Origin of the sequence: Ruminococcus sp. AF37-20 (genome assembly GCF_003460465.1) — a bacterium.
Classification (GTDB): domain Bacteria; phylum Bacillota; class Clostridia; order Oscillospirales; family Ruminococcaceae; genus Hominimerdicola; species Hominimerdicola aceti.
In genome coordinates this window covers 1-24,790 of record NZ_QTVE01000023.1, presented here as the reverse complement: position 1 = coordinate 24,790, position 24,790 = coordinate 1, and the positions used below count along the sequence as shown (strand labels likewise).

The 24,790-nt window shown below is 41.4% G+C and carries 24 protein-coding genes; 13 read left to right on the top strand and 11 right to left on the bottom strand.

Annotated elements, in window-relative coordinates:
* Positions 1 to 268 precede the first annotated feature (268 nt).
* The 7 genes from DW015_RS11510 to DW015_RS11485 all read left to right on the top strand — a co-directional run bounded on the left by DW015_RS11510 (position 269) and on the right by DW015_RS11485 (position 4,067).
* Positions 269 to 505, top strand: coding sequence for a hypothetical protein (locus tag DW015_RS11510; protein ID WP_117905720.1), 237 nt, complete (start codon positions 269 to 271; stop codon positions 503 to 505).
* Between the two features lie 388 nt (positions 506 to 893).
* Positions 894 to 1,181, top strand: coding sequence for a hypothetical protein (locus DW015_RS13480; protein ID WP_207659379.1), 288 nt, complete (start codon positions 894 to 896; stop codon positions 1,179 to 1,181).
* An 83-nt stretch (positions 1,182 to 1,264) separates the two neighbouring features.
* The gene (locus tag DW015_RS13475; RefSeq protein ID WP_181979916.1) at positions 1,265 to 1,408 is read left to right on the top strand and encodes a hypothetical protein; all 144 of its coding nucleotides are present in this window, start codon (positions 1,265 to 1,267) and stop codon (positions 1,406 to 1,408) included.
* 21 nt (positions 1,409 to 1,429) lie between these two features.
* Positions 1,430 to 1,687: a hypothetical protein gene (locus tag DW015_RS13625; RefSeq protein WP_117905718.1), complete on the top strand. Its 258-nt coding sequence runs from the start codon at positions 1,430 to 1,432 to the stop codon at positions 1,685 to 1,687.
* Positions 1,688 to 1,725: 38 nt separating this feature from the next.
* Positions 1,726 to 2,847, top strand: coding sequence for a hypothetical protein (locus tag DW015_RS11495; protein WP_117905717.1), 1,122 nt, complete (start codon positions 1,726 to 1,728; stop codon positions 2,845 to 2,847).
* A 21-nt stretch (positions 2,848 to 2,868) separates the two neighbouring features.
* Positions 2,869 to 3,063 carry a hypothetical protein gene (locus DW015_RS11490; RefSeq protein ID WP_117905716.1) on the top strand — a complete coding sequence of 65 codons (195 nt, stop codon included), beginning with the start codon at positions 2,869 to 2,871 and terminating at the stop codon, positions 3,061 to 3,063.
* 8 nt (positions 3,064 to 3,071) lie between these two features.
* Complete coding sequence (locus DW015_RS11485; protein ID WP_117905715.1) at positions 3,072 to 4,067, top strand: hypothetical protein; 996 nt, start codon at positions 3,072 to 3,074, stop codon at positions 4,065 to 4,067.
* A gap of 449 nt (positions 4,068 to 4,516) precedes the next feature.
* Here DW015_RS11485 and DW015_RS11480 read toward each other — a convergent pair whose 3' ends face one another.
* Complete coding sequence (locus tag DW015_RS11480; protein WP_117905714.1) at positions 4,517 to 4,723, bottom strand: hypothetical protein; 207 nt, start codon at positions 4,721 to 4,723, stop codon at positions 4,517 to 4,519.
* Between the two features lie 253 nt (positions 4,724 to 4,976).
* Here DW015_RS11480 and DW015_RS11475 point away from each other — a divergent pair, with 253 nt between their 5' ends.
* The 3 genes from DW015_RS11475 (at position 4,977) to DW015_RS11465 (ending at position 9,070) form a co-directional block, all read left to right on the top strand.
* Complete coding sequence (locus tag DW015_RS11475) at positions 4,977 to 5,603, top strand: TetR/AcrR family transcriptional regulator (RefSeq protein WP_117865337.1); 627 nt, start codon at positions 4,977 to 4,979, stop codon at positions 5,601 to 5,603.
* 153 nt (positions 5,604 to 5,756) lie between these two features.
* Entirely contained in the window at positions 5,757 to 6,458 is a 702-nt protein-coding gene (locus tag DW015_RS11470) for an ABC transporter ATP-binding protein (RefSeq protein ID WP_022287660.1), read from the top strand.
* The gene (locus tag DW015_RS11465; protein ID WP_117905713.1) at positions 6,458 to 9,070 is read left to right on the top strand and encodes an ABC transporter permease; all 2,613 of its coding nucleotides are present in this window, start codon (positions 6,458 to 6,460) and stop codon (positions 9,068 to 9,070) included. The genes DW015_RS11470 and DW015_RS11465 overlap by 1 nt, the downstream gene beginning before the upstream one ends.
* A 115-nt stretch (positions 9,071 to 9,185) precedes the next feature.
* Here DW015_RS11465 and DW015_RS11460 read toward each other — a convergent pair whose 3' ends face one another.
* Positions 9,186 to 10,103, bottom strand: a complete 918-nt coding sequence (locus DW015_RS11460; RefSeq protein ID WP_117905712.1) for a hypothetical protein — start codon at positions 10,101 to 10,103, stop codon at positions 9,186 to 9,188.
* A gap of 274 nt (positions 10,104 to 10,377) precedes the next feature.
* On the opposite strand from DW015_RS11460, the gene DW015_RS11455 reads away from it, so the two are divergent.
* The gene (locus tag DW015_RS11455) at positions 10,378 to 11,553 is read left to right on the top strand and encodes an iron-containing alcohol dehydrogenase family protein (protein WP_242993275.1); all 1,176 of its coding nucleotides are present in this window, start codon (positions 10,378 to 10,380) and stop codon (positions 11,551 to 11,553) included.
* Between the two features lie 38 nt (positions 11,554 to 11,591).
* Here DW015_RS11455 and DW015_RS11450 read toward each other — a convergent pair whose 3' ends face one another.
* Entirely contained in the window at positions 11,592 to 12,230 is a 639-nt protein-coding gene (locus tag DW015_RS11450) for a GDSL-type esterase/lipase family protein (protein WP_117905710.1), read from the bottom strand.
* Positions 12,231 to 12,248: 18 nt separating this feature from the next.
* Positions 12,249 to 13,244 (bottom strand): aldo/keto reductase, encoded by a 996-nt coding sequence (locus tag DW015_RS11445; RefSeq protein ID WP_117905709.1) that lies wholly within the window; start codon positions 13,242 to 13,244, stop codon positions 12,249 to 12,251.
* Positions 13,245 to 13,414: 170 nt separating this feature from the next.
* On the opposite strand from DW015_RS11445, the gene DW015_RS11440 reads away from it, so the two are divergent.
* On the top strand, positions 13,415 to 14,974 hold the full coding sequence (locus DW015_RS11440; RefSeq protein ID WP_207659377.1) for a CotH kinase family protein: 1,560 nt from the start codon (positions 13,415 to 13,417) through the stop codon (positions 14,972 to 14,974).
* Positions 14,975 to 15,267: 293 nt separating this feature from the next.
* Entirely contained in the window at positions 15,268 to 16,632 is a 1,365-nt protein-coding gene (locus tag DW015_RS11435; RefSeq protein ID WP_038671310.1) for an NCS2 family permease, read from the top strand.
* A gap of 118 nt (positions 16,633 to 16,750) precedes the next feature.
* On the opposite strand, the gene DW015_RS11430 is transcribed toward DW015_RS11435, so the two are convergent.
* The 7 genes from DW015_RS11430 to fucO form a co-directional block, all read right to left on the bottom strand.
* Complete coding sequence (locus DW015_RS11430; RefSeq protein ID WP_117905707.1) at positions 16,751 to 17,806, bottom strand: SGNH/GDSL hydrolase family protein; 1,056 nt, start codon at positions 17,804 to 17,806, stop codon at positions 16,751 to 16,753.
* Between the two features lie 105 nt (positions 17,807 to 17,911).
* Positions 17,912 to 19,078, bottom strand: a complete 1,167-nt coding sequence (locus DW015_RS11425; RefSeq protein WP_181979914.1) for an ABC transporter permease — start codon at positions 19,076 to 19,078, stop codon at positions 17,912 to 17,914.
* Positions 19,065 to 20,186, bottom strand: coding sequence for an ABC transporter permease (locus DW015_RS11420; RefSeq protein WP_117905705.1), 1,122 nt, complete (start codon positions 20,184 to 20,186; stop codon positions 19,065 to 19,067). The genes DW015_RS11425 and DW015_RS11420 overlap by 14 nt, the downstream gene beginning before the upstream one ends.
* Before the next feature lie 4 nt (positions 20,187 to 20,190).
* Positions 20,191 to 21,138, bottom strand: coding sequence for an ABC transporter ATP-binding protein (locus DW015_RS11415; RefSeq protein ID WP_038671318.1), 948 nt, complete (start codon positions 21,136 to 21,138; stop codon positions 20,191 to 20,193).
* A 138-nt stretch (positions 21,139 to 21,276) separates the two neighbouring features.
* A complete protein-coding gene (locus DW015_RS11410; RefSeq protein WP_117905704.1) occupies positions 21,277 to 22,569 on the bottom strand; it encodes a HAMP domain-containing sensor histidine kinase in 1,293 nt (430 codons plus the stop codon).
* Positions 22,562 to 23,242: a response regulator transcription factor gene (locus tag DW015_RS11405; protein WP_046441238.1), complete on the bottom strand. Its 681-nt coding sequence runs from the start codon at positions 23,240 to 23,242 to the stop codon at positions 22,562 to 22,564. Before DW015_RS11405 ends, DW015_RS11410 begins: the two co-directional genes overlap by 8 nt.
* A 152-nt stretch (positions 23,243 to 23,394) precedes the next feature.
* Positions 23,395 to 24,543: a lactaldehyde reductase gene (gene fucO, locus DW015_RS11400; RefSeq protein WP_117905703.1), complete on the bottom strand. Its 1,149-nt coding sequence runs from the start codon at positions 24,541 to 24,543 to the stop codon at positions 23,395 to 23,397.
* Positions 24,544 to 24,790 lie beyond the last annotated feature (247 nt).

Genomic DNA, 24,790 nt, shown 5'->3' with positions numbered 1-24,790 from the left:
CGAAAAGCTCGTATTTACGAGCTTTTTTTGCGTTTTGAGGGTAAAAATTTCAGGTGTAAAACCGTAGATGCTTTTTCGTAAAAAAAGGATCTGAACCCTCAACAATTAAACAGCGTCAAACAAAACGGCAGACTTTGAGTATATTTTGCTCTAAGCCTGCCGATTTGTATATAAAAGAACTATCACATTGTTTTTAATACAAATTTATTGGATCTGCCAATTTTGTTGGTATCTCTTAAAACAGAGAAACCAATAGGATCGGCTTTTTTTGTGCGGATACTCAGAATTCCTTAATGTAAACGACATGACTGTTGTTTATCCTAATGGAATATTTGATATTATTCCGTGGGAAAACGGAAATGTGGACAAGAAAAATATTCAAAGATTCTTACCGGCTCTTTTAAAAGACGGCGAGTCTGAAACAATCAGTCTGAAACCCGGAGAAAGTATTGTCAGACATTATTCAGCAAGCAAAAAAACACTTTTTTCTAATTTTGATGACTAAAAAAATATAAGAAAGCATTACCATAGGAGCGGCAATCGGATTTCTAATCATAATTTTTCAGCATGGAAAACTGTGCGTCGGATTCCTATGAAAACAAGTTTTTACATATCAGGAGAAAAATCGAAATGAAGAATCATTTCAATTTTCATGTCTGTTATTGTCCTCATCAACATAATTGTTCCGGTCTACGCTTCGGCAGCAGATGTCGCTGATAACAATTCGTGTGTGACAGGAGAAGGTCTTGAAATTCCAAAAGCTTTTGAAATCTGTTCACAAAGAACCGATAAAGCAGAAAATGAATATATTGTTTCGCTGAATGTTACCAACGATTGGGGTAACGGTTTTACCGGTGAAATAAAAATACAAAATCTCTCAGCCGAACCAATAGATGCTTGGCGACTCAATTTTGATACTAATTTTACAATTGAGGATATTATGGAATGCGAGACTGGTATCTGCAGATGCAAATTCATATTCTATTGTAAATGACATTACAACAACCCCGATAGCAGCCAATGAAACTAAAACATTTGGATTCAAAGCTTTAAAGGGAAACGGAGTGACACCTGAAATAGCCAATGGCGTAGTTAATGGAGTTACTATCAGTGAAAACTTTGAAACTCTTGAATTTCTTGTAACTGGTCTTGTGTTGACTGCTTTTGCACAATACAATTAAAATACGATACAGATGACGACGGTATAAGCGACGGCGATGAAATAGCTCTAGGACTTGATCCATTAAATCCCCAGACTTTTGGCGTGCCAGATTCCGAATATATATTTGAAGTTGACGTTCCGCCAGATGTCGAAAACTTTTCAAATATTCATACCGATACAAATCCTTTCGAGGTATCGGTTAAAATGAAAGCTGCAGGAAATATTCTGTCAAATCTTGATGCATGAGAAAGCCTTTACTCAAAAGCAATGACAAATGATGCAACTTTAGGAATTTGTTCGGAATTTATTTACGATGAGGGTTGCAAAATTGAAGAAGCTGTGATACAATTTAAAATAGATGACGAGTATGCAGTCGAAGCAGATACTAAAAAGGCTGAAGATTCTGAGTTCTATACACTGTTTCCTTTGCTTATTTCAGTATTAGAATTAGGTAATCAAGGCATATCTACTGCTTTTTCATGTATATCGGACCTTTTCAGTAACACGGTCAAAACTTGTAATTAATGAAATAAGAAGATTATTGAACTTAGAGGAGGATTTTTTTGATAGATGGCAATAATGAGTTAGAAAATCATATTTACTATGTTTGCTTAATAAATGTTATTTTATTTCTGATTGGCGTATTTGCGGCTTATGGTGTTTATTATGAATATTTGTATGAAGGGATATTCACTAACGGTATATCTGATTTCAAAAGATTGATAATATTTAATTTTATATGCTATCTTTTGGTTGTGTATAATGCCGCAGTCATTATAATGGCTATGGGTGAGGGCCTTTTGCTAAGTGCAAGATATAGGAAATTTAATAAGTCAAAAAAATTAGGCTTGAAAATTATTACATCAGCCGTAATAAACCATGATAAAGATTTTTTGTTAAAAAATCGGATACGGATATTAGTTTTTATTTGTTTGCTTATAGGAGTAGGTGCAGGTATAAATAAAATATTTGAGATCAGCAATATGACAGTATTTGAACAGTTGTCTCTGATATCCGAAATAAATGACGATATAGAATATGATGATCCGATAAGTATTGAAACCGACAGCATTGAGTTATACGATAATCGAAATATTTGGGTAGAAAACAGTGATGGTGTTAATGTAAAACGATCACTAAAATCAAGTCAGGTCGAAACGATCAAGGGCGACAACGGATTTCAAAAAGAAATTCCAGTTGAACGGCATTTTCGAATCTCATATTATAAAAGATCAGGTTATGTAAAAGAAGTTCTGGATATAACGGATACCTCCGATTACAATTTGTCACTTAGTTCTCCATCATATTCATATTTTATAAAACAAAATATTGAAATAAGATTAAGCGTCAATGAAAACAATACAATACTTGTAGAGCGTTCTGGTATTGCAGTGTATGATGATTTAGATCCGAACAGCGTAGAATTAGCTGAGATGGAAAAGAAAATATATTGGTACATTACCTGTGACGGCGAGTTCTATAAGCGCAGTTTAGCTATTCGGTCAAACTGGACAAATATTCTAACTTTTGCTCCTGCCGGAGATTACGCTGTCACTCTTGTTTTGGATAATGACGAAGAAATCGAAGATCAAGCCCCTATCAGCAATACCATTTTATATTCTAAGAGGAGTAAGAATAGTAATTCTGAAGAGTATGAGAGTGTACCACTGGAAAAAGAAGATTGATTATTTTAGGGGGGAAAAACAATGACTCAATTCACAAAATCATTCCTATGGAGATTTATATTAGATATAATTCTGCTTGGAATTTTCGTAAGAATTTTGCAGAGCGTTATCTTGGCGATTTTGTCAAGAAGTATGGAAACTTATGACGATGTTGATTATGTATATGATAAATACGCATATAACAATATCAAACATATTAATGAGGAGATTTTGTAGGGAAAAATATGAAAGCTATTAAACCAATTTATAATAATTGCGGTTGGTTTTTGTTAGTGCTGATATTCGGAAATATATTATTGAATTTTTTTGCTCCAAACTCATTGATTGGTCAAGAAAATATAAATTTAGTTTGTTTATTTTTGAAAATTAAAGCAATCTCAGCAATTGTACTAGCCTTTTTTATGATCATGTTTATGATAAAATCGGCTGTAACATTCTTTAATGAAAAAGGTTACGGTTTAGGTCATAAAATTGTTGGAGTCGTATTTTCGTGTTTTGTTTCAATATTGTGGATGAATTTTATATCTGTTCAGTCTCAGTATAGTACATACGGCATAAAAAATCTAATTGAAGAAATTTCTGTTGTGCAAAAAATAAGCAACGGAAGTGCTTTTAAGAAAACTATTAATTTAACCAAGCAAGATGATAATATTTCGGTTTATACAAAAAAATCGAAAAAGTCTTCTTATCCATCACGATTTCAAGGTGTTCAGGCTACTCAATTGTATAATTTTTATGGAGTTTATGCGGATTCAGACAAATTAAAAGTATATAATGAAAGCATAAATACTCAACTAAGATTAAGTCTTAGTAAATCAGAGTTTGACTATTATAATGACTTGATAAAATCAGCTAATAACAATGATGAGTTTCAAATTGAGTTTTATACTGATAAAGATGGAAAGAATTTGGGATACATAGAATCAATTCAGTTGGTTGAGAAAAAAAATTCGCCGTCATATTCAGAAAATATATCTGTGAAAGAAAATTCTGATTTATATACTGTTACAAAGAGCGATAATTCAGAATTAGAAAATATATGTTGGCTTATAGTCAAGGACGGTGAAATTCAAAAAATTGTCGATGCAAGTGAAATAAACGAATTCAAATTGCGAAAGGATGTGCCGGAAGGAGTATATACAGTATTATTGTGTACTGATTATGATTCTACCACACATTCATATACACAAGTAAGCAACGCTATTGAAATTATAATTTGATAACAGGAGAAAAACATGACCAAATTTACAAAATCATTCCTATGGCGGTTCATATTAGACATTATCTTATTGGGAACATTTGTTAGGTTTTGTCAAAATATCATTTTGACAATTACGTCAAGATTCATATCAACCTATTCGACATCGTTTCTCGTTATTGAAGCAGTTGTCGTATCGGCAATCAGTATGTTGTTTATCTGCTTTATTACATACTGGAATATCGGCGTTATTTCAAACAAATGGAGAGCTATGAAGCTTTGAGGGGTTTATAAGTTTCATTGATAAGTGGATAGAGAAAATGACCAGATTGGTGATTGCGTGAAAAATGCATGATAGTTGTAAATATGTTGAATTATCGATACTACGAAAAAGACCGAGTAAGATGTTCCGGTGGAACATTTTGCTCGGCCCGATTATTATTTGACTTGAATAGTTATTATGTTGTAATATCAGACCGGAGCCGCATATACTCCGTAGATCTCGGTATAATTAGAGGTAAATATGTGAAGCTGTCCCATATCATAAATGCTTACTCCGTAGTTGCTGAAAGCCTGTGCAATGTCATCGTATGAGTAGAAAGCAACTCCTGACGACACCTCACTTGCACTAATGCAAATATCCCAGCTATATGAGTACTTGTTTTCAAGGACCAGCATAGGAGCACTGTCACCGCTGTAAACAATAGCAATTTTATAGCTACCGCTTATATACTTTAACCCGTCAGAAATCGTAAGAGCTGACCAGACAGGTATGCCGCTTCCTATTTTATTTTGTAATAGTCACCAATCACATAACACTGTTATGTTGCAATATCATATAATATGCTGAAAATATAGTAAATGTATTGACATATCGAGCGTTATATGTTAAGATAACAGTGTTATGTGAAGTGGAAAGCGGGGTGCAGTAATGGGTGACGAACTTGAAACAAGGGAAAAGCTACTGGAAAGTGCAATGGCCGAGTTCTCTGAAAATGGTTATATGAAGGCTTCTCTGAGAAAAATATGCGCTGACGCAGGCGTGACGACCGGTGCGCTGTATTTCTTCTTTAAAAATAAAAATGACTTGTTCAAGGCTATTGTCGATGAGCCGCTGAAAGAGCTTTGCAGGCTTCTTACGGAGCATTATATGCAGGACGCTCAGGATATGGATAGCGATGACCCTGCGGTGCTGTCTGCTGAGTATCACATTGATACTCACACCGACCTTGACAAGCTTGTTGATTATATGTATCTCCACTATGACGTTTTTATGCTGCTGCTCACGGGTGCGCAAGGGTCTGAGTATGAAAATACTGTGGATATGATCGTAGATATGACAGAACAGGGCTTTAGGATATCAGCGGAAAAAGCTGCCGCAAAAATGCCTAACTGCCACGTTGATGAGTATATGCTTCATTGGATAACCCATATAAGTGTTGACGCCTACACTCATTTGCTAACTCACGAGAGAGACGTGGAAAAGGCAAAGCTCCATATGCGCAGAGTAATGGAGTTTCTAATAAAAATATGGTTTACAATGATAGTCGAGGATTAGAAAATTGCCGCCTGCGGGCGGTAACTTTTAGAAACCTACATAACAACGTTATGTGTGAATTTCGTATCTCAAATGTCGATGAAATGTGCAGATATGCACATTTTTACATAAAGTAAAGTTAGCTAAGTCTAACTTCTAAATGGAGGAAATGATATGTATTTGGAAATCAAAGATGTGAAGAAAAGCTACGGCAGTGACGCCAGCTATATTCAGGTGCTAAAGGGTATCACCACAAGTCTGGAAAAAGGTCAGATGTGCGTTATTCAGGGTACGAGCGGTTCTGGTAAATCCACGCTTCTTAACTGCATAGGCGGCCTTGACACTATGGACAGTGGCTCTGTTAAGGTCGACGGTAAGGAAATTTTCGGTCTTAAACCTGATAAGCTTGCCGATTACAGAAAGGAAAATCTGGGCTTTATCTTTCAGTTTTATAACCTTGTTCCAAATCTGACAGTTGTGGAAAATATTCAGGTTTGTGAATATCTTTCAGATTCGCCACTGGATATGGAAGAACTTCTCACAACGTTGGGACTTTCCGAACACAGAAACAAGTTTCCGTCACAGCTTTCAGGCGGTCAGCAGCAGAGATGTGCTATAGCAAGGGCGCTGATAAAAAATCCAAAGCTGCTTTTGTGCGACGAGCCTACAGGCGCTCTTGACTCGAAAACATCAAGGGATATTCTCATTCTGTTGGAGAAGATAAACGAAAAATATGGCACAACAATGCTTATCGTTACTCACAACAACGCTATAAAAAATATGGTGCATAAGGTAATAATCGTTAAGGACGGACTTATCAAAAAGGATTATCTTAACGAAACACGCATACCTGCCGCAGAGCTGGAGGACTTGTAATGAACAGGGTACTCAGAAAAAGGCTCGGACGTGAGCTTAAAACAAATTTCGCACGTTATCTTGCGCTTGTATTGCTTATCGTAATGGGAATGTACATAATAGTTTCCGTGGTTGCAAGCGCAGACACTATCATAGACGGAACAGCCGAACATGGTAAGCAAAACAGGGTCGAGGACGGACAGTTCGGCGTTTTTATTCCTCTTACAGACGAACAGGAAAAGGAAATAACAGACAAAGAAATTACTCTTGAACAGCATTTCAGCATTGACGTTACCGCGAAGGACGGCTCAAAGCTCCGTGTTTTCCGTAAAAGAAATGACATTGACCTTATCGAGCTTGACAGCGGCAGACTTGCTGAGAAAAAGGGCGAAGCGGTAGTCGAAAAGCGCTACAGCGAGGAACATTCTCTGTCAGTGGGCGATAAGCTCACAGCAGGCGGAGTTGAGTTTGAGATAGTTGGAATAGGAACTACACCTGACTATGACACACCTTTTGAAAATTTCTCTGACACGGCTGTGTCAAGCAAGGTCTTCGGACTTCTTTTCGTAAGCGACGATCAGTATGACTATTTCAAAAATGACAGCGATCAGAAAGCCGAAGACCTCTGCTATGCTTACAGACTTAACGGCAAGGCAACTGATGACGAGCTGAAGAAAATGATCGAGGATTTTGACTTTGATTATAAAAAAGTCACAGACAAGTATTATCTTGAAACTATCAAGGACGTCTTGAAACAGCGTGACGATATTTCAAATGGTATCGATAAGCTCTATGACGGCTCTCAGACCCTTAAGGACGGTGTGAAAGACCTTTCTGAGGGAGCAGACGCTCTCTATGACGCAATGGGCGGACTTTACGAGGGTGCAAAGGCACTCCCAGAGGGTGCGAACGCTATCACGGCAGGAGTTAAAGCCGCATATGACGGCTCAAAAGATCTGTCAGAGGGTGCAAGATCTGCATACAGCGGTGCAGAAAGCCTTGCAAATGGTATTGACAGCTTCAAAAAGCAGGCTGACGAGCTTCTTGACGAGGTTTTCACCATTGACCTTGACAATCTGACAATGTTCGTGAAAAAGGGCGACAACGTTCGTATAGCCGGTGCGGCAGGTGACGTTGTCATGAACAAATATGCAGGACTTGGTGTGGGTGTTATACTTATGGCACTTCTTACTTATGTTATCTCTGTTTTCGTCATTCATCAGATTCAGCGTGAAAGCAGTGTTATAGGTGCGCTTTATGCACTCGGCGCAAAGAAAAAAGATCTTATCCGCCACTACGTAACATTGCCGACTATAGTTGCATTTGTTGGCGGAATAATCGGTGCGGTCATAGGCTTCTCACCTGTTGGAATCGATTATCAGCTTCTCGACAGCTACGCATATTCTTCGCTCCCTGATTTTACCCCTGTTTATCCTTTGTATCTTATCATTTACAGCATTGTAATGCCTCCTGTTGTTTCGGTGATAGTTAATACCCTTGTGATAAACAAGCGGCTTTCTCAGACTGCTCTTTCACTTATCAGAAACGAGCAGAAAACAGGTCACTACAGCAGAGTGAAGATAAAGAGCAGGAATTTTATCCGCAGATTTCAGATACGCCAAATGCTTCGTGAAATGCGCACAGGCATAACAGTGCTTCTCAGTATGCTGTTTTCACTGTTCATTCTTATGCTTGGCGTTGATTGCTACTATCTCTGTGAGAACGTGAGAAAAGACACTATCAATGACACAAAATACGAGTATATGTACACTCTGAAATATCCGGAGGAAAGCGTTCCAGAGGGTGGCGAGGCTTGCTTTGTAAAAACGCTTTCAAAGGAACAGCTTGGCTATAACCTTGATGTCACCGTTATGGGTATGGACAGCGACAACAAGTATTATGATGTGAAAACACACAAAGGCAAGAGCTTTATAACAGTGAGCCAGTCAGTTGTGGAGCGTTACGGAGTGGCAAAGGGCGATAAGTTTATCCTGACAGACGATGCGACCTCAATGGATTACGCATTCACAGTTGAGGATATCTGCGACGAGCGTGGTGGACTTATGGTGTTTATGGATATTGACAGTATGCGTGAGCTTTTCGGTGAGAGCGACACTTACTACAACTGTTTGCTCTCAGATAAGAAACTTGACATTGACGAGGGCAGACTTTACAGCACAACAACAAAATCGGATATCGAGCGTTCAGCGGCAGTTTTCACGGACCTTATGATGTCAATGATAGTAATGCTTATTGCGGTTGCTGTAATTATTTTCTGCTCTGTGATGTTCCTTATGCTGAATGTTACAATAGAAAGGGCTTCCTTTGGAATATCCCTTGTGAAGGTGTTCGGCTATAAGACCAAGGACGTGAAAAAGCTTTACCTAAACGGAAACGCAATTATCATAACTTTGGGCGCACTTATCGAGATACCGCTTTCAAAGATACTGATGGACAAGGTTTTCCCAGTGTTCATTCCAAACGTAACAAGCGGAATAAACCTTGCATTCCCATGGTATGCTTACGTTATAATTTTCGCAGGAGTAATGGCAACATACTTTATCATCACCTCAATTCTTGTAAGAAAGCTTGGCAAGATAACTCCTGCCGAGGTGCTTAAAAACAGAGAATGATTTCTTAATATACAAAAAAACGTACAGAGCGTAATGATGTGACCTCCAAGTTGTTAGATTTTTGGTCTAACTTCTGGAGGTCGGATCATAAAGCTTTGTACGTTTTTGATTATGCCTAATTTGTATTATTGTCTATTTTGGTTATGATAACTGCGGCAATGGTAAGGACAATATATCCTGCTGTGACCTCAAATGGAAATTTTATTATTGCCGTTTTGGGGATTATAAAAGGCAGGGTAGATATTGCACAGCATGGAGGAAAATAAAGCTTTGTTTTTCGGCAAAGGACGAATATCAAAGCAGAGGATAAAACTGCACTAAATGTCAGGGTAAGCCCAAGCTTTTCAGAGATAAAAAATCTTGCCATAACGCCTGCGAACGCAGCCGCCGCCATGAGAGCAATTGCGGTGTATTTTCTTTTCATAAGCTTTGAGCCTTTGCCGCTAAGCTCAAAAAATGCAACTATAAGCGGAGGAGCGATAAAGAATATCTCGTGAAAATGCGCAGGCAATATGCAGATAACAAGCACCGTGATGACTTGTTTTGCTCGTAGTTTGAGAAGTTCTGAGCTTGGTTCGATAGGTCTATATTCATACTTTTCATGCAGACCAAAGTATTCAAGAACTTTTTGAAAAACAAGTATAAATGCTGTCATGACCGCAACGGAAATGACGTAAACAGGACTTTTTGTACCCATAAGTATCGGAAGTATGCAGGCTGAAATGGCAGGAACGAAGCTAGTTTTTGACAGTGTTATAACGCTCACTGCTACAAGAAGTCCCAAAGCTATACGAAGTATAAGTATCTCAGGGATAAACCGCACTATGCACACGCCTGCAACGGCGGCAGAAACTATCGCCGCAAAAAGCCGTGTTCGAGAGGTGTTCCAAGATTGCACAGGCGCAATTAGCGCACCCATTGCCACTGCCGTTATCTCAGGAAAAATTATTTCCTTTTCCCCGAAGATCTCCGCCGAGCCGACCATAACAGCCACCACAGCAAGGGATATCCCCATAGCTATATTTTTATTCATTGCTTCACCTTGATGTTTTTTCTTTATTATAACATAAAGGGGAGAGGTTTTCAATCGGCAGTATCAAAAATACTCGTCTGACCGTTATGTGCAGCCACGATATAAATTCATGCCGTTTTTTTGCGAGAGTATACCTTTTGCCGTTGTGAAGTGCATAACTTTTTTCTCCATGATTTGTTACTAATATCATAACACATATGTTCTGCAATGTCGAGGCTTGAAAAACAACTTCAAAGGTGCTATAATGAATTAAAAGCCAAAAGGAGCGTTGAAAATGAGAAATATACCTACAGATATTTACATAGAAAATGGAGCGGTAAAAAATCACGGGGGCGAAATAGCGGAACTTGGCAAAAAAGCCATGATAGTCACAGGCAGACATTCTTCTGCGGTGAATGGTTCTCTTGATGATGTCAAGGCAGTGCTTGAAAGTCAGGGCATTGGATATGTGATATATAATGATATTGAGGAAAACCCGTCTGTGGAAACTGTTTACACAGCGGCAACGGCGGCGGTAAAATACGGCGTGGATATGTTCGTGGCAGTGGGCGGAGGTTCGCCAATGGACGCAAGCAAGGCGATATCAATGCTTGCTAAGAATGGGATAGTTTGCGAAAATGCCGAGTTTTCCGAAAGCGAGAGCGTTGTAAAAGCTGAAAAGTGCGAGATTTCAGATAGCACTGCCAAGGTGGAGGAGCTTCTTTACACTCCTGCGAAACTACCTTTTTATCCTATAGTCTGCGTGCCTACCACCTGCGGAACAGGCTCGGAGGCTACACCTTATTCTATCCTGACTTCCCACATCAAGCAGACCAAGAAATCTATTGCCCACAAAATTTTTCCGTCACTTGCATTGGTGGACTACAGCTATCTTAAAACCTCCTCATATGGCGGTATGAAAAGCACCTGCGTTGACGCACTTGCTCACATGATAGAGTCACGGCTCAACACCAACGCAAATGCGTTCAGCCGTGCATATGCAGAGGAGGGTATGAAGCTTTGGGCAAGCTGTAAGGGCTGTCTTGAAACAGAGGAGAGATTTGCTCAAATGACCGATGATGAGTTCTCAACTTTCATGCAGGTATCAGTGCTTGCAGGCATGGCGATAGCCTACACAGGCACAAGCATACCTCACGGTCTGAGCTATACTTTGACATATGAAAATGGCGTTCCACACGGCAAGGCAGTAGGCGTTTTTCTGTCAGGCTTTTTGAAAAAATACGGTGACAGCGCCGAGGTGGAGTATGTTGTAAAACAGCTTCTTGGCTTTGACGATATCGACGCTTTCAGGGATTATATCAGGACGCTTTTTGGCAAGCTTGATATGTCAGAGGAGCTTTGGAAGAAGGACAGAGACGGAATACTTGCCAACCCTGCCAAGCTTAAAAATTATCCTTTTAAGCTTACGGCAGATGTGCTTGACGATTACGTTCGCTATTATAATTCATAAAAAAATGCTGTCAGGGCGGTGGCTCTGACAGCTTTTTCTTATTCGAGTATGTAATCTTTCACAAGGGGATAAATGGCTTTGTAGCCCTCCTCTTTAATGTGTACGCCTTCGTAGGTGTATTCTTTTTTTAGTCTGCCTTTTTCGTCTTTCAGGGGAGCGTTTACATCAATATACTTTGCATTCAGTTTGTGAGCAAGCTTTTTTACCTCTTCATTTGCAATGTCTATCTTTTCATTTGTTCGCACTCTAAGACAGCCTTTTGTTTCCTCGGTTGCCGCCTCGGGATTAACAGGATAATACGCCATGAGGTATATCTTCACATCCGGTACTCTCTTGATAGTTTCACGAAGAATGTACTCATAATTTTTCATGACCGTTGACATTTCTATCCGTGAGTCGCTCAAGTCGTTAGTGCCGATGTTGATAAAAAGCTTAGCAGGTTCAAGGTCAAGTATGCATACGTCCATTACCTTTATAAGCTCGTCAGTGATAAAACCGCCGATACCACGATTATATACAGTGACAGGCAGCTTATCCTCAGCCGCAAACTGCTCGATAGGGAACATCTCCATAAGAGATGAGCCTGCAAAAATCACGCTGCCTTTCTTAATATCTTTGTTCATTTTTCTGTAGCGTTCAACTTTGTATTCCTTTGTCCAAACTATTTCTTCGCTCATAAAGCTCACCTTTCTGATTTACATCTTCGCAAGCCTGTCTATCTCTGCAAGTTCAGCTTCTGTGAAGTCAAGGCGGTCAAGACAGCCTATGTTTTCCGTTATCTGCTCAGGACGGCTTGCACCGATAAGCACAGTGGTGACAGCCTTGTTGTGAAGCACCCATGAAAGTGCCATTTGCGAAAGGGTCTGTCCCCTCAAAGCGGCGATATCATTAAGCTTGTTGAGCTTTTCTATCATTTTGTCGTTAAGCTCATTGCCTATCCATGTTTCGCCTCTGCCTACCCTTGAATCTGCCGGTATGCCTTTGAGATATTTGCTTGTGAGAAAGCCCTGATACAGCGGCGAGAACACTGCAATGCCAAATCCTTCAGAAAGTGCAAGGCTGTCAAGCTTATCGTCCTCTATCCAGCGGTTGAGTATGGAATATGAGGGCTGATTGATAATAAAAGGAGTTCTGAGTTCACGGAAAATTTTCAGCATTTCGGCTGTGTCGGCTCTGTTGTAATTTGATATGCCAACATATAGTGTTTTTCCCTGCCTTACTGCATTGTCAAGTGCAAGGGCAGTCTCTTCAAGAGGCGTTTCGGGATCTCTTACATGGTGATAGAAAATGTCAACATATTCAAGTCCCATTCTTTTGAGAGATTGGTCAAGGCTTGCCGTGAGATATTTTCTCGAGCCGTTTCTGTCACCGTATGGACCTGCCCACATTTCATAGCCTGCCTTGGTGGAAATGCACATCTCGTCACGGAACTCTCTCATGCCACGGTCGAGTATCCTGCCGAAGTTTTCCTCTGCCGAGCCGTTGTAGGGATTGCCATAGTTGTTTGCAAGGTCAAAATGTGTGATACCGCTGTTGAACGCAGTGTGTACCATTCTTTCCATGTTCTCAAAATTGTTTTTCAGGCTGAAATTCTGCCAAAAGCCCAAAGACAACGCAGAAAGCTTAAGCCCGCTTTTTCCACAGCGGTTGTATATCATTTTGTCATATCTTTTATCGTCAGGTATAAACATTTCAAAAAACCTCCTATATAATCGTGTTAGTGCATAAATTATCCCACTTACTTTTATGATTATAGCATATTGTATTATCTATGTCAATGTGCTATAATTGAATAAGTTATATGATAAAAAATATGTGTGTAATGCACAATAAATGGAAAGATAATAATATGAGAAATGATATGAACAGAAGAATTATTGCTGCTGTATGTGCTGTGGTCATGACGGGAGCAATGCTCACAAGCTGTGCTAAAGAAACAGGGGAAAGTTCAAAAGCAGAGAGTAGTTCTGCCGGATCTCAGGCTGTGACAACAACGGCTGAACCTGTTGTAACTCTCCCTGCTACCACAAAACAGGTGATAAACCCTGAACCTGCTACTTATGAAAGCCTGAGTGCTGACAAGGCTGAAAAAGAAAGTTTTAAGAAAAAGATACGATCAGAAAGTAAGATACCTGTTATAAGCGTCACGACTGCCCCTGACGATATGATAGCTTCAAGGGAGAAGTATACTTCCTGCGTGGTGGACGTTTTCAATTGTGATGAAAAATTGGATATAAACGAAGCCTCAGCAGGCATAAAGGTAAGAGGAAATTCAAGCGCATATTACGGTGATGTTAGTCAGATCCTTGCAAACAAAGTGCCTTATAGGATAAAATTTGATAAAAAGACAAATATGCTTGGGCTTAATAACGGCGCAGAGTGCAAAAGCTGGGTGCTGTTGAAATCAGATTGGGATCTAATAAGAAACGATATCGCATTCCGTTTTGGCAGAACTATCATGGGTGACAGCAATTTCTGCTCAGACGGTCAGCTCGTTCACCTCTATGTGAACGAAGAGTTTCAAGGCGTTTATGAACTTTGCGAACAGTGTCAGATAAATCCAAACAGAGTGGATATCTCCGAGCCTGCGGAGGGCTACACCGACACTGATATAGGCTATTATCTTGAGCTTGACAACTATGCAACAAGCGATGAGGATAACCATTATATAAGCATGGACTATGAAAATGCCACTGTCACCGATATAAACGGCGAAACAAGGCAGTTCGTTCCTGCGGAATATTCTATCAAGAATGACCTCTATTCGCAAAATCAGATAGACTTTATTGACAAGTATCTCAACAATCTGTTCAAGATAGTTTATGAAGCCTGTGAGAACGGCAAGTATTATAAATTTGATGAAAATTATGACCTTGTTGACTCTGACGTTACCACCGCTGAGGAAGCCGTTTCTAATGTTATGGATATAGACTCAGTGAGAGATATGTATATTCTTTATGAGATCGTACATGACTATGACTGTGGTGAGGGAAGCTTCTATATGTGCGTCGATCTTTCAAAGGACAGTAAATGTCCTAAGCTGAAATTCACCTCACCTTGGGATTTTAACTGGGCATATAATGACAGCACTGAGAAATATTATGCTGGTGCTTTCACAGACAAGAATTTTGTGGCTAAAAACGGCGACCGTTCAAACCCATGGTTTATCATTCTTTGCAAGCAGGATTGGTTTATGGACGCTGTCAAGGAAAAGTGGACAGAGATGAGCCAGGAAAAGCTTTTACAGGGCTGTATAAAAACAGAGCGTGAATATCTTAAAGAGTATGACGCCGACCTTAGAAAAGGCGAAGAGTGGGGTCCTGACTCTGCGGAGGATCTTTTCAATTGGATCGAAAACCGCATTTATTGGCTCAATAGTCAGTGGAAAATAAAGTCTGACGTTAGTAACAGTGCTTCTTAAATGATAAATTTTATTCAATTAAGGCAATACCGCACAAAGATTGTGCGTCAGATGCGTAGTCAGATTTTTTGTCAGATTGCATAAAAATTCCGCAGGCATACTGCCGTATGTCAAGGGATTTTTGTGTGATATGACGGAAAATCTGCAAGCAGATGGCGTGCAAAGCCGTCAGGCGGGCTTTGTGCGGTGTTGTCTTAATAAATCAGGCTTGAAAAATGCTGTAAAATCGGTATAATAAGATAGTATCCCCATATTGAAAGGAGGAAATGTCTGCAACGCAGGCATAATAAAATATGACGGAAAAATTATTCAAGCTGAAAGAAAATCACACCGATGTTAAAACTGAGATAATGGCGGGCGTGACGACTTTCATGACCATGGCATATATCCTTGCCATAAACCCGAGCATTCTCGGCAGAACGGGCATGGATCCTACAGCCGTACTTCTTGCCACCTGTATCGCCTCTGTTATTGGAACAGTGTGCATGGGACTTATGGCAAATCTGCCTTTTGTGCTTTCCGCAGGCATGGGACTTAACGCTTACATGGCTTACACTGTTGTGGCAGGCTATGGCTATCCATGGCAGGTGGCACTGCTGGCGGTTTTCGTCGAGGGTATCGTCTTCATCGTGCTTTCCCTCACAAACGTGAGAGAGGCGATATTCAACGCTATCCCTGTGGTGCTGAAAAAAGCGGTATCCGTTGGCATCGGTCTTTACATTGCCTTTATCGGACTTCAGAATGCCGGACTTTGCGTTGACAGTTCAGCCACTCTTGTCACCATAACAGGCTTCCGCAAGAATTTCACAACTTCGGGCATATGTGCGCTTCTCACTATCGTGGGACTTTTCATCACTATTATCCTATATATCAAAAAAGTCCGTGGCTCTATTCTTATGGGTATAGTGGCAACATGGGTAATAGGCATGATATGTCAGCTTGTAGGGCTGTATGTACCTGACGCTGAAAGCGGCTACAACTCGCTTTTCCCTACAATGTCGCTTACGGATTTTTCAAAGCTTGGCGAAACATTTGGTCAGTGCTTTAAGGTGGATATGCACAGCATTGGTATCTTCAATTTTATAGTCGTGGTATTCTCCTTCCTGTTCGTTGACCTTTTCGACACTTTAGGCACTCTTATCGGCGTATGTTCAAAGGCAGATATGCTTGATGAAAAGGGCAGACTTCCGCAGATAAAGCCTGCGCTTCTTGCTGACGCCGTTGCCACAACAGCAGGCGCAGTTCTTGGTACTTCTACCACCACAACATTTGTTGAGTCCTCAGCAGGCGTTGCCGCAGGAGGCAGAACAGGTCTTACCTCTATCACAGCCGCAGTGCTGTTTGCACTGTCAATGTTCTTTGCACCTATCTTCACGGCTATACCATCCTTTGCAACAGCTCCCGCACTTATAGTAGTAGGCTTTTTGATGTTCAGCTCTATCACTGACATCAAGTTTGATGACGGCAATTATACAAAGGCTATCCCTGCGTATCTTTGTATTCTCTCAATGCCTCTTTTCTACAGCATTTCAGAGGGTATCTCTCTTGGAATAATCTCATATGTTGTTATAAATCTTGTTTGCGGAAAGCGCAAGGATATCACACCGCTTATGTATGTGCTTGCAGTGCTTTTCGTGCTGAAATATGTGTTCTTATAAGGAAAGCTTTCAAAGAACAGTTCTGATACTAGCCATGCTTTCCTGTTCATTCTGCTACAGAATGAAAATTGGCGTAAAATGACAAAAAATCGGCAGCCGTTACCGACTGCCGATTTTGTTATATGCTTTTTATTATCTCTCTGAGTTTTTCCGTAAGCACTGCCGCTGCCTTTTTGTGGGTCTTTTCAGTAGGGTGCCAGTTTGCCGCAAAGCCGTCATTTGCACCGTCCTGCTCATGGAACATCATTGAGCTTATCTTGCTGTCAGCGTGGCTTTCAAGATATATCTTTATGCCCTCCTCAACAGCAGGGAATATCCTCTCGCCCATTATTCCAACAGTGCAGAGAATGTAAGCCTGCGGATTTTTCTCACGAACGACCGCAAGAAAATCAGCATAAAGCTTTGAGAAAACAGCCTGCCTGTCTTTGTAGTCACGGCAGTAGCTATCGTCGTTTGTGCCAAGGTTTATAACGATTATCTGCGGAACATATTTGCTGAAATCCCAAGGGATATCCTGCGGAGCAGTGCCTGCAAAATTGCCCCTTGAAAAGCCGTAGCTGCAATAGAACTGTGGAATTGTCTGTTCGCTGATAGGCTCGTCACCTTCTGTGTAGCCTGATACTATGCCATAGCCACTGGCTGAAAACATACTGTATTCAGCATCAAGTGCCTTGGCGGTCTTGTAGGCATAGGCTTTTGTAACGTCCTCTGTGGCGGTGGTGAACTGGTGGTTTTCGTCCTCATCATCAACACCATAGCCGCAGGTTATAGAGTCGCCGATAAATTCTATTTTGAGCTGCTTTTCAGGCAAAGCCTCAGCACTGCCCTCAGCGAAAGCCTCAACGCCAACTGCTGACATTGGAGATTCTGAAAGCTTTATTATCTCCACCACCGACTTTGCACTTTCAGTGCGGTCTATTACCGTGACCTCTTTTTCTGCACAGTTTATCATCTCGTCAACTACTCTCTTGCCGTCAACATAAACGGCTATCCTTGCATAGTCGATAGGGTTTTCGCCCACTGCGATATTGTCGCCTTTGAGATTCAAAACAAGCTTTGTGCCGTCAAATGCGAATGACGCACCGCTTCCTGAAAGACCGAGCCACATTACCTCGTCTTTGAAATATACTCTGCCTGTGAGCTTTACATTTTTGTCAAGCTGTAATCTATCCATACTTTTTCCTCTTTTTCATCTATGATCTTCTTTAGCTGACGCAAAAAGACTGCGTGTCAGCTCCGTAACAATAAGAGTATAACACACAGCCATATTATTGTCAACTTATGCAAGGGAATTTACATCACCCTCACGTTTTTGCTTAACAAGCAGAGCAGCCACAGTAAAGAATGCCACTGCGAACAGTACCTCGATACCAACGCAGATAAGATATTCCTTTGTGCTGAATACTCCACCGCTCATGCCGAAAAGCATATTGTTGGCTTTGGTGTACCAGTATGCAGGAAACAATCTTCCCGCTGCAAGAACGCCTCCTGTGAGCAATTCCTGCGGCACGAAAACTCCGCAAAGAAAGCTCATGCCAAGACCGATTATGTTCGATATAGCAGATATGCCGTTGTCGCTAAGGTCAAACTGCGCTATTATCATTGCTATGCCTGCGGCGGCAATGATATATACAAAGCTGTTAAGGCAGGCGAGCCAGAATTTCACGCTGAGCGTTTTGCCCCAAATTATTGCGACTATCATAAACAAAAGCCATATGCTAAACACCAAGATACTTGCCCCAAGAGCCGTCTGTCTGCTGTAGTTTGCTGACGTCAGGCTTGAACACATTGTGCGTTCACGAACGCCCTTTCTGTTTAGCGTAAGTATTACAGGGCAAAGGGTAACAATGAGCATGGAAAGCATAACGTATGCAAGATACTGAAAATAGTAGCCGAATATTGCCGGCATACCTGTTCCGACCTTGTTGTTAAAGTTTTTAAGCTCCGTCTTTACTTGCTGAGAAACTGCCGTTTGAGCAAGCTCCATAGCGTTTTCTGTGCTTTCACCTGCCGTCATGTATGCCTTTACGCTTGAAAGATAGCCGTCAAGCCTGCTTTCAAAAAGCTGTCCGCCGTAGCTGGAGGGCATTTTGAAATTCTCAAAAAGTCCGTCAAAATCCCCTGCGTTTATCTTGTCGCCAAAGCCCTTGTTTATATACAGAACATAATTGGAACGTCCGTAATAAACGGCGTCGATGACCTCGTCTTCATCATCTGCAAGCTCCACCTTTTTGTTGCCGCTGAATATAAAGTCCTGCAAACGCTTGCTTTCGGCACTGTTGTCACGGTCAATGACGGATATGGACATTTTATAGTCCTCATAGCCATTGTTATCTTTTGCAGTATCTGCCATTATTACTGCTATGACCATAAATATGACAAGATATAATATAGCAGACGTAAGCCTTGTTCTGAGTATTTTCATAAAGGTCTTAAAGACTTGCATATTTACGCCTCCTTGTAAGAACATATCCACCAAGGGTGAACAGCACTGTGTATACCGCCATTGAAATTATTTTCACCGTGAACCGCCTGTAGTCCTCGTAGAGATTAAGACAGTAAAAGCTGTCTGAGATAACTGCGGCAGGGTTTATTTCATTGAATATCGGGCAATGCTCTGCAACAGTGCCTTTCATGGTGTTTGACATAAGACCGCTGAAGAAACAGCAGGTCATTGATACCGCCAGGACTACAGACACTTTTAAACCCTCTTTTATGCGGAAAGAGCCAACGAAAAATCCCATGGATATTCCCATTATTCCGCCGACTATTGCGGCAAGGTAAACAAGGGGGAGCTTACTGCCGAAATCCACTTTAAGCACAAATCTCAGGAACGTCACCGATATCACCATGCATATCATTTCCACCACATGAAAAGCAAGGAGCGTTGCCGTTATGCTTGTAAGCTTGTTCACCGGAGAACAGCAACGTCTTGCACCAAGTGCAGACAGGTCGCCCTGATTTTCCTGTGCCACGAACAGACCTGACATTGAGCCGAAAAGTGCCGTCATGGCAAGGAGATTATAGAAAAACTGTATCGTTATGTCAGGATTGCCGTGAAGAGGTATATCCTCATTTGGGCTTATCTTCTCAGAAAGGGAAGCTATGACCTTATCAAGCTTTTGCGGAGCGTTCTTTGCAGTGTCAGTTATTATCTTTTCCTGTGTTTTGTATTGCTGAATGAAAGTCTTTACAATGGTCTGCTGGATACCTGTTGAGCCAAACTCAAGGGAGAGGTCTGAAGCCTTTATAATGCCTTTTATATCTTCGCTTTTAAGCATTTCTTCTGCCTTGTCAATGTCTGTATACGTCACCTTGAAAAGAGCCTCATCACTATCTGATATCTGTTCAAGCACCTGTTTAAGGATATCGTTTTCTTCTATATGTGTCACCGCAACAGGTATCGTATTGAATACAACATCTTTTTCGTAAATTCCTGAAAACGCCATCTTAAAAAAGCAACCCAGTATTATAGGAAAGGCTATGAGCCAGAAGAGTATGGCTTTTTGACGCAGACAGCTTTTAAATTCGTATTTGAATATGTGTGCGAACATTCTATCACTCCTTATCCCTGAGAGCCTTGCCGGTTATTTCAAGGAAAACGTCATTGAGGGTGGGCTGCTCAGAATAAACGCTGCCGAAGCCCACCTGATTTTCCTGCAATATTTTCAGTATCTCAATAAGATTGTGCCGTCCCCCTGTGCAGCGTGCAACGAGCTTGTTGTCGGCATAGGAAACATTATAAACGTGTTCCAAAGCTTCTATTTGTTCACGGACGTTTTCAGGAAGCTGGAGTATCTCGGCGGTGATAGTTTCGGTGTTTTTTATCATTCGTTTGAGTTCCTCTGTAGTACCCTCGGCTATTTTACTGCCCTTATCCATTATGGCGATACGGGTGCATATCTGCTCGACTTCCTCCATGTAGTGGGAGGTGTAAATTATAGTCGCACCCTCACGGTTGAGCTGTAAAATGCCCTCCAGTATCTTGTTTCTTGATTGTGGGTCAACAGCAACTGTCGGCTCGTCAAGTATGATAAGCTCAGGCTTGTGTGCGATACCACAGGCAATGTTAAGTCGTCTGAGCAAACCCCCTGAAAGCTTTTTAGGGTGGAACTTCACAAAGTCCTCAAGCCCCACAAAAGCTATGGCATCGTCAACATACTTCTTTCGTGTGGCCTTGTCAGTGATGTAAAGCCCACAAAAATAGTCAATGTTCTCATACACAGTCAGCTCGTCAAACACCGCAACATTCTGCATTATAACGCCGATACGCTTTTTTACCCCATAGTTCACAGGGGACATTTTTTCACCGAATATCTCGATGTCGCCCTTATCGTATGCCAACAGTGAGAGCAGGCAGTTTATAGTGGTGGTCTTACCCGAACCGTTAGGACCGAGAAGTCCGAAGACCTCGCCTTTTTTTATTTCAAGATCAAAGTGGTCAAGAGCAATAAGCTCCTTGTATCTTTTTACCAAATTGTCTATTTTTACTACAGTTTCAGCCATAAGAAAAACCTCCCTTAGTTTGTATTAACATTATACAATACTATCCGCCAAAAAGCTAGTGAGCAAAGTCACATCTTCATGTGACAAATGTCATATTATAAAAAAGCAGAGCGGCTGGTGACCAACTCTGCTTTGCAGTTATTTAAGCTGTGCTGTAAATATCATCATGCCGTTTTCGGCTTTGCATGATATCTTGCTTTTGTGCGACCTGACTATTGCCTGTGCAATAGAAAGCCCAATGCCGTAGCCACCTTTTTTCTCTCCCTTTGACCTTGAACGTGAGCTGTCGTCACGATAAAATCTGTCGAAAAGTTTTGTTAGGTCGCCTTGCGGTGGTTCTTTGCAGGTGTTTGAAACTTCAAGGTCTGTTTCCTTGCCACTGTGAGAGGTGAAAAGCTTTACTATTATCTCGCCATCCTCGTCAGCGTATTTTACCGCATTTTCCGTGAGGATAGAAACAAGCTGTCTTATCGCACCCTCGTCGCCGTGATAGGAAAGTCCGTTGGCAACATCAATGGTGAGCTTTTTGCCCTTTGTTTCCGCAAGGGTAGTAAAAGGCGAAGCGGCGTCATAAACAGCGTCAGAAATGTTGAAGTCAGCCATGGTAAGAGCAGGCTTTTCCTCCTCCATTTTTGCAAGGCTCAAAAGCTCTTTCAGCAGACCGTTTAGTCTTGTTATCTGATTTTTTATGCTCACTGTCCATTCGTTTGGCTCTGACACCATTTCAAGAACCTCCGTGTTTGCGGAGATTATGGCCAGCGGCGTTTTTATCTCGTGCCCTGCGTCGGTGATGAACCGCTTTTGCTTTTCAAAGCTTTCCACAACAGGTCTTATGGCACGCTTTGAGAAGATTATGATAAGCAGGCAAACGAGTATATATCCTGCCGCACCTATAGCGCACGACACCAGCAAAAAGCGATTTTTGGTTGCACTGTCACTGCGGCAGTCCATGAAAACTATTATTTTGCCTTTGTCAGTGTCGCCTGTTTTGTAGCGGTAGTTTCCTGACGTGCCCGAAGTCTTGCCGCTGTCAAGAACACTTTTGCCGTATTCTATAGCCTGCGAACTTGACACCGCCGCAACGTGTCCTGTATCTACCTTGGTTATTTCGCCATTGCTGTCGGCGTATACAACAAAATACCTTGTCTGATACTTAGTTTCCTCGTTAAAGCCTCTGTGCTTATCAGGCTTTTTGCTCTCAGGGGGAGATGAGCTGTCTGAATTATCCTGCGGCTTGTCATGCTTCATGCCCTTGGGGTCGAACTCAGGAAATCTGCCGTCATTTTCGATTATTATGTTCAGCAGATCGTCTGCATTCTTGTTGGTCTGATAGATGTTCACTCCATTTATGCCGCCTATTATGGCAAGCTCCACGATAAGCAGGCACATAGCGGCGATAACAACAAATTTTCGCTGTAAACGCTTAATCATTATGCTTTTCCTCTAGTGTGTATCCCACGCCCCTTGTAGCTTTTATCTCGATATCTGCACCGATAAGACCAAGCTTTTTACGCAGATATGAAATATATACCCACACCACGTTTATCTCAGCGTCAGAGTCATAGCCCCATATCTTTTCCATGAAACGCTCTGTGGAAATAAGCGTGCCGTGATTTAGCATAAGGGCTTCTATCATTTGAAACTCTTTGTTGCCAAGCTTCTGAGAGCCGTTAGGACCTGAAAGCTCAAAGCTCTGTCTGTTGAGAGAAACGTTTCCGAAAGTAAGGGTAGAGGGTGCAAACTCAGTGCGGCGGCGTGTCATTGCCCTTATTCTCGCAAGAAGCTCGCCCATTGCAAAGGGCTTTGTAAGATAATCGTCAGCACCCGAATCAAGTCCGGTTATCCTATCGTCAATATCAGACTTTGCAGTAAGCAGAAGAACAGGGGAGTCGATACCCTTTTCACGAAGCTTTGTAAGCACCTGTATGCCGTCCATACCAGGCATCATAATGTCAAGTATTATGCCGTCATAATCCTGTGCAATTGCATAGTTGTATGCGTCGATGCCGTTGTAAACAGCGTCAACAGAATAGTTTTTGTGTTTAAGCACTGCCGAAAGCGCATTTGCAAGCTCCACCTCGTCCTCAGCAAGAAGTAATCTCATTAAAATTCCTCCCTATAAGTCAGTATAATATCTTACGATATATGATAACCTATGAACTTTAAACTCACTTTAAATGTATTATACCATAAATATTCTTTTCGGGCAATAAAAATCTGCCCCCGAAAACCGAGGGCAGATAAAAGATTTTTGAATTAGAATGCTGTCTTATAAATGCCGAGGATAGACTCAACTGTGCAAGGTCTTGGATTTCCTCCTGTGCATACGTCTGCAAATGCAGATTCGCTCAAAGCCTGAAGATCCTCTTCCTTAACGCCTATCTCGTGGAGCTTCTCAGGGATTCCAACGTCCTTTGAAAGCTGCTTAACTGCGTTTACTGCGGCTGCTCTGTATTCAGCCTGGCTCATGCCTGTTGTGTCAACGCCCATTGCTTCTGCAATGTATTTGAACTTTTCGCCTGTGTATTCAGCGTTGTACTCCATTACATACGGAAGAAGTACAGCGTTTGCAATTCCGTGAGGTGTGTCATAGAATGCGCCAAGTGGGTGAGCCATGCCGTGAACAACGCCAAGACCGACGTTTGAGAAGCCCATGCCTGCGATATACTGACCGAGAGCCATGTCTTCTCTGCCCTGTGGGTCATTCTCAACAGCCTTTCTCAGTGAACGTGAGATTATCTCTATTGCTTTAAGGTGCATCATGTCTGTAAGCTCCCATGCGCCAAGTGTTGTGTAGCCCTCGATAGCGTGTGTAAGAGCGTCCATACCTGTTGAAGCTGTAAGTCCCTTTGGCATTGATGACATCATCTTAGCGTCGATAACTGCAACAACCGGGATATCATGAGGGTCAACGCAAACGAACTTTCTCTTCTTCTCCTCGTCTGTGATAACATAGTTGATAGTTACCTCTGCGGCTGTGCCTGCTGTTGTAGGAACAGCGATTATAGGAACACTAGGATTCTTTGTGTCGATAGCGCCCTCAAGAGAAGTAACGTCAGCATACTCAGGGTTGTTTATGATGATACCGATAGCCTTTGCAGTGTCCATTGATGAGCCGCCGCCGATAGCGATAAGATAGTCAGCGCCTGCTGCCTTGAAAGCTTCGATACCAGCCTTTACTACCTTTACAGTAGGGTTAGCCTTTACCTGAGAGAATATATCATAAGCAAGTCCTGCTTCTTCCAAAAGATCTGTAACGTTCTTTGCAACGTTAAATTTAATAAGGTCAGGGTCTGTTACAACAAGAGCCTTTTTAAAAGCTCTCTTCTTTGCCTCTGTAACTATCTCGCTGATCGAGCCTGCACCGAAATATGAAGTTTCATTAAGTATCATTCTGTTAGCCATTTGATTATTCCGCCTTTCAAAATATATGATCTCTGTTATCAAAGTTATATCTTTGATTATTGATATTATACAACTTTAATACCATAATTTCAATTATTTTTATGCAAAATATTAGTGGCGCATTATTGTGTAAAACAGCCAAAAACATAAATCATTTAATCTAAGGCACACTGTACAAGGCGTAACCTGTGAATGATACTTTTGTAGGTTTGTCAATCATATTGGACACTATTATTAAGAAATTCGA

Bases quoted from the DNA above. Each gene is read 5' to 3' on its own strand.
- DW015_RS11440 (WP_207659377.1), top strand. From the start codon at position 13,415: ATGAACAGAAGAATTATTGCTGCTGTATGTGCTGTGGTCATGACGGGA.
- DW015_RS11445 (WP_117905709.1), bottom strand. From the start codon at position 13,244: ATGTTTATACCTGACGATAAAAGATATGACAAAATGATATACAACCGC.
- DW015_RS11455 (WP_242993275.1), top strand. From the start codon at position 10,378: ATGAGAAATATACCTACAGATATTTACATAGAAAATGGAGCGGTAAAA.
- DW015_RS11410 (WP_117905704.1), bottom strand. From the start codon at position 22,569: ATGATTAAGCGTTTACAGCGAAAATTTGTTGTTATCGCCGCTATGTGC.
- DW015_RS13625 (WP_117905718.1), top strand. From the start codon at position 1,430: ATGACAAATGATGCAACTTTAGGAATTTGTTCGGAATTTATTTACGAT.
- DW015_RS11480 (WP_117905714.1), bottom strand. From the start codon at position 4,723: ATGCTGGTCCTTGAAAACAAGTACTCATATAGCTGGGATATTTGCATT.
- DW015_RS11485 (WP_117905715.1), top strand. From the start codon at position 3,072: ATGAAAGCTATTAAACCAATTTATAATAATTGCGGTTGGTTTTTGTTA.
- DW015_RS11430 (WP_117905707.1), bottom strand. From the start codon at position 17,806: ATGGATAGATTACAGCTTGACAAAAATGTAAAGCTCACAGGCAGAGTA.
- DW015_RS11470 (WP_022287660.1), top strand. From the start codon at position 5,757: ATGTATTTGGAAATCAAAGATGTGAAGAAAAGCTACGGCAGTGACGCC.
- DW015_RS11415 (WP_038671318.1), bottom strand. From the start codon at position 21,138: ATGGCTGAAACTGTAGTAAAAATAGACAATTTGGTAAAAAGATACAAG.
- DW015_RS11465 (WP_117905713.1), top strand. From the start codon at position 6,458: ATGAACAGGGTACTCAGAAAAAGGCTCGGACGTGAGCTTAAAACAAAT.
- DW015_RS11435 (WP_038671310.1), top strand. From the start codon at position 15,268: ATGACGGAAAAATTATTCAAGCTGAAAGAAAATCACACCGATGTTAAA.
- DW015_RS11475 (WP_117865337.1), top strand. From the start codon at position 4,977: ATGGGTGACGAACTTGAAACAAGGGAAAAGCTACTGGAAAGTGCAATG.
- DW015_RS11460 (WP_117905712.1), bottom strand. From the start codon at position 10,103: ATGAATAAAAATATAGCTATGGGGATATCCCTTGCTGTGGTGGCTGTT.
- DW015_RS11425 (WP_181979914.1), bottom strand. From the start codon at position 19,078: ATGCAAGTCTTTAAGACCTTTATGAAAATACTCAGAACAAGGCTTACG.
- fucO (WP_117905703.1), bottom strand. From the start codon at position 24,543: ATGGCTAACAGAATGATACTTAATGAAACTTCATATTTCGGTGCAGGC.
- DW015_RS11490 (WP_117905716.1), top strand. From the start codon at position 2,869: ATGACTCAATTCACAAAATCATTCCTATGGAGATTTATATTAGATATA.
- DW015_RS13480 (WP_207659379.1), top strand. From the start codon at position 894: ATGCTTGGCGACTCAATTTTGATACTAATTTTACAATTGAGGATATTA.
- DW015_RS11450 (WP_117905710.1), bottom strand. From the start codon at position 12,230: ATGAGCGAAGAAATAGTTTGGACAAAGGAATACAAAGTTGAACGCTAC.
- DW015_RS11420 (WP_117905705.1), bottom strand. From the start codon at position 20,186: ATGTTCGCACACATATTCAAATACGAATTTAAAAGCTGTCTGCGTCAA.
- DW015_RS11405 (WP_046441238.1), bottom strand. From the start codon at position 23,242: ATGAGATTACTTCTTGCTGAGGACGAGGTGGAGCTTGCAAATGCGCTT.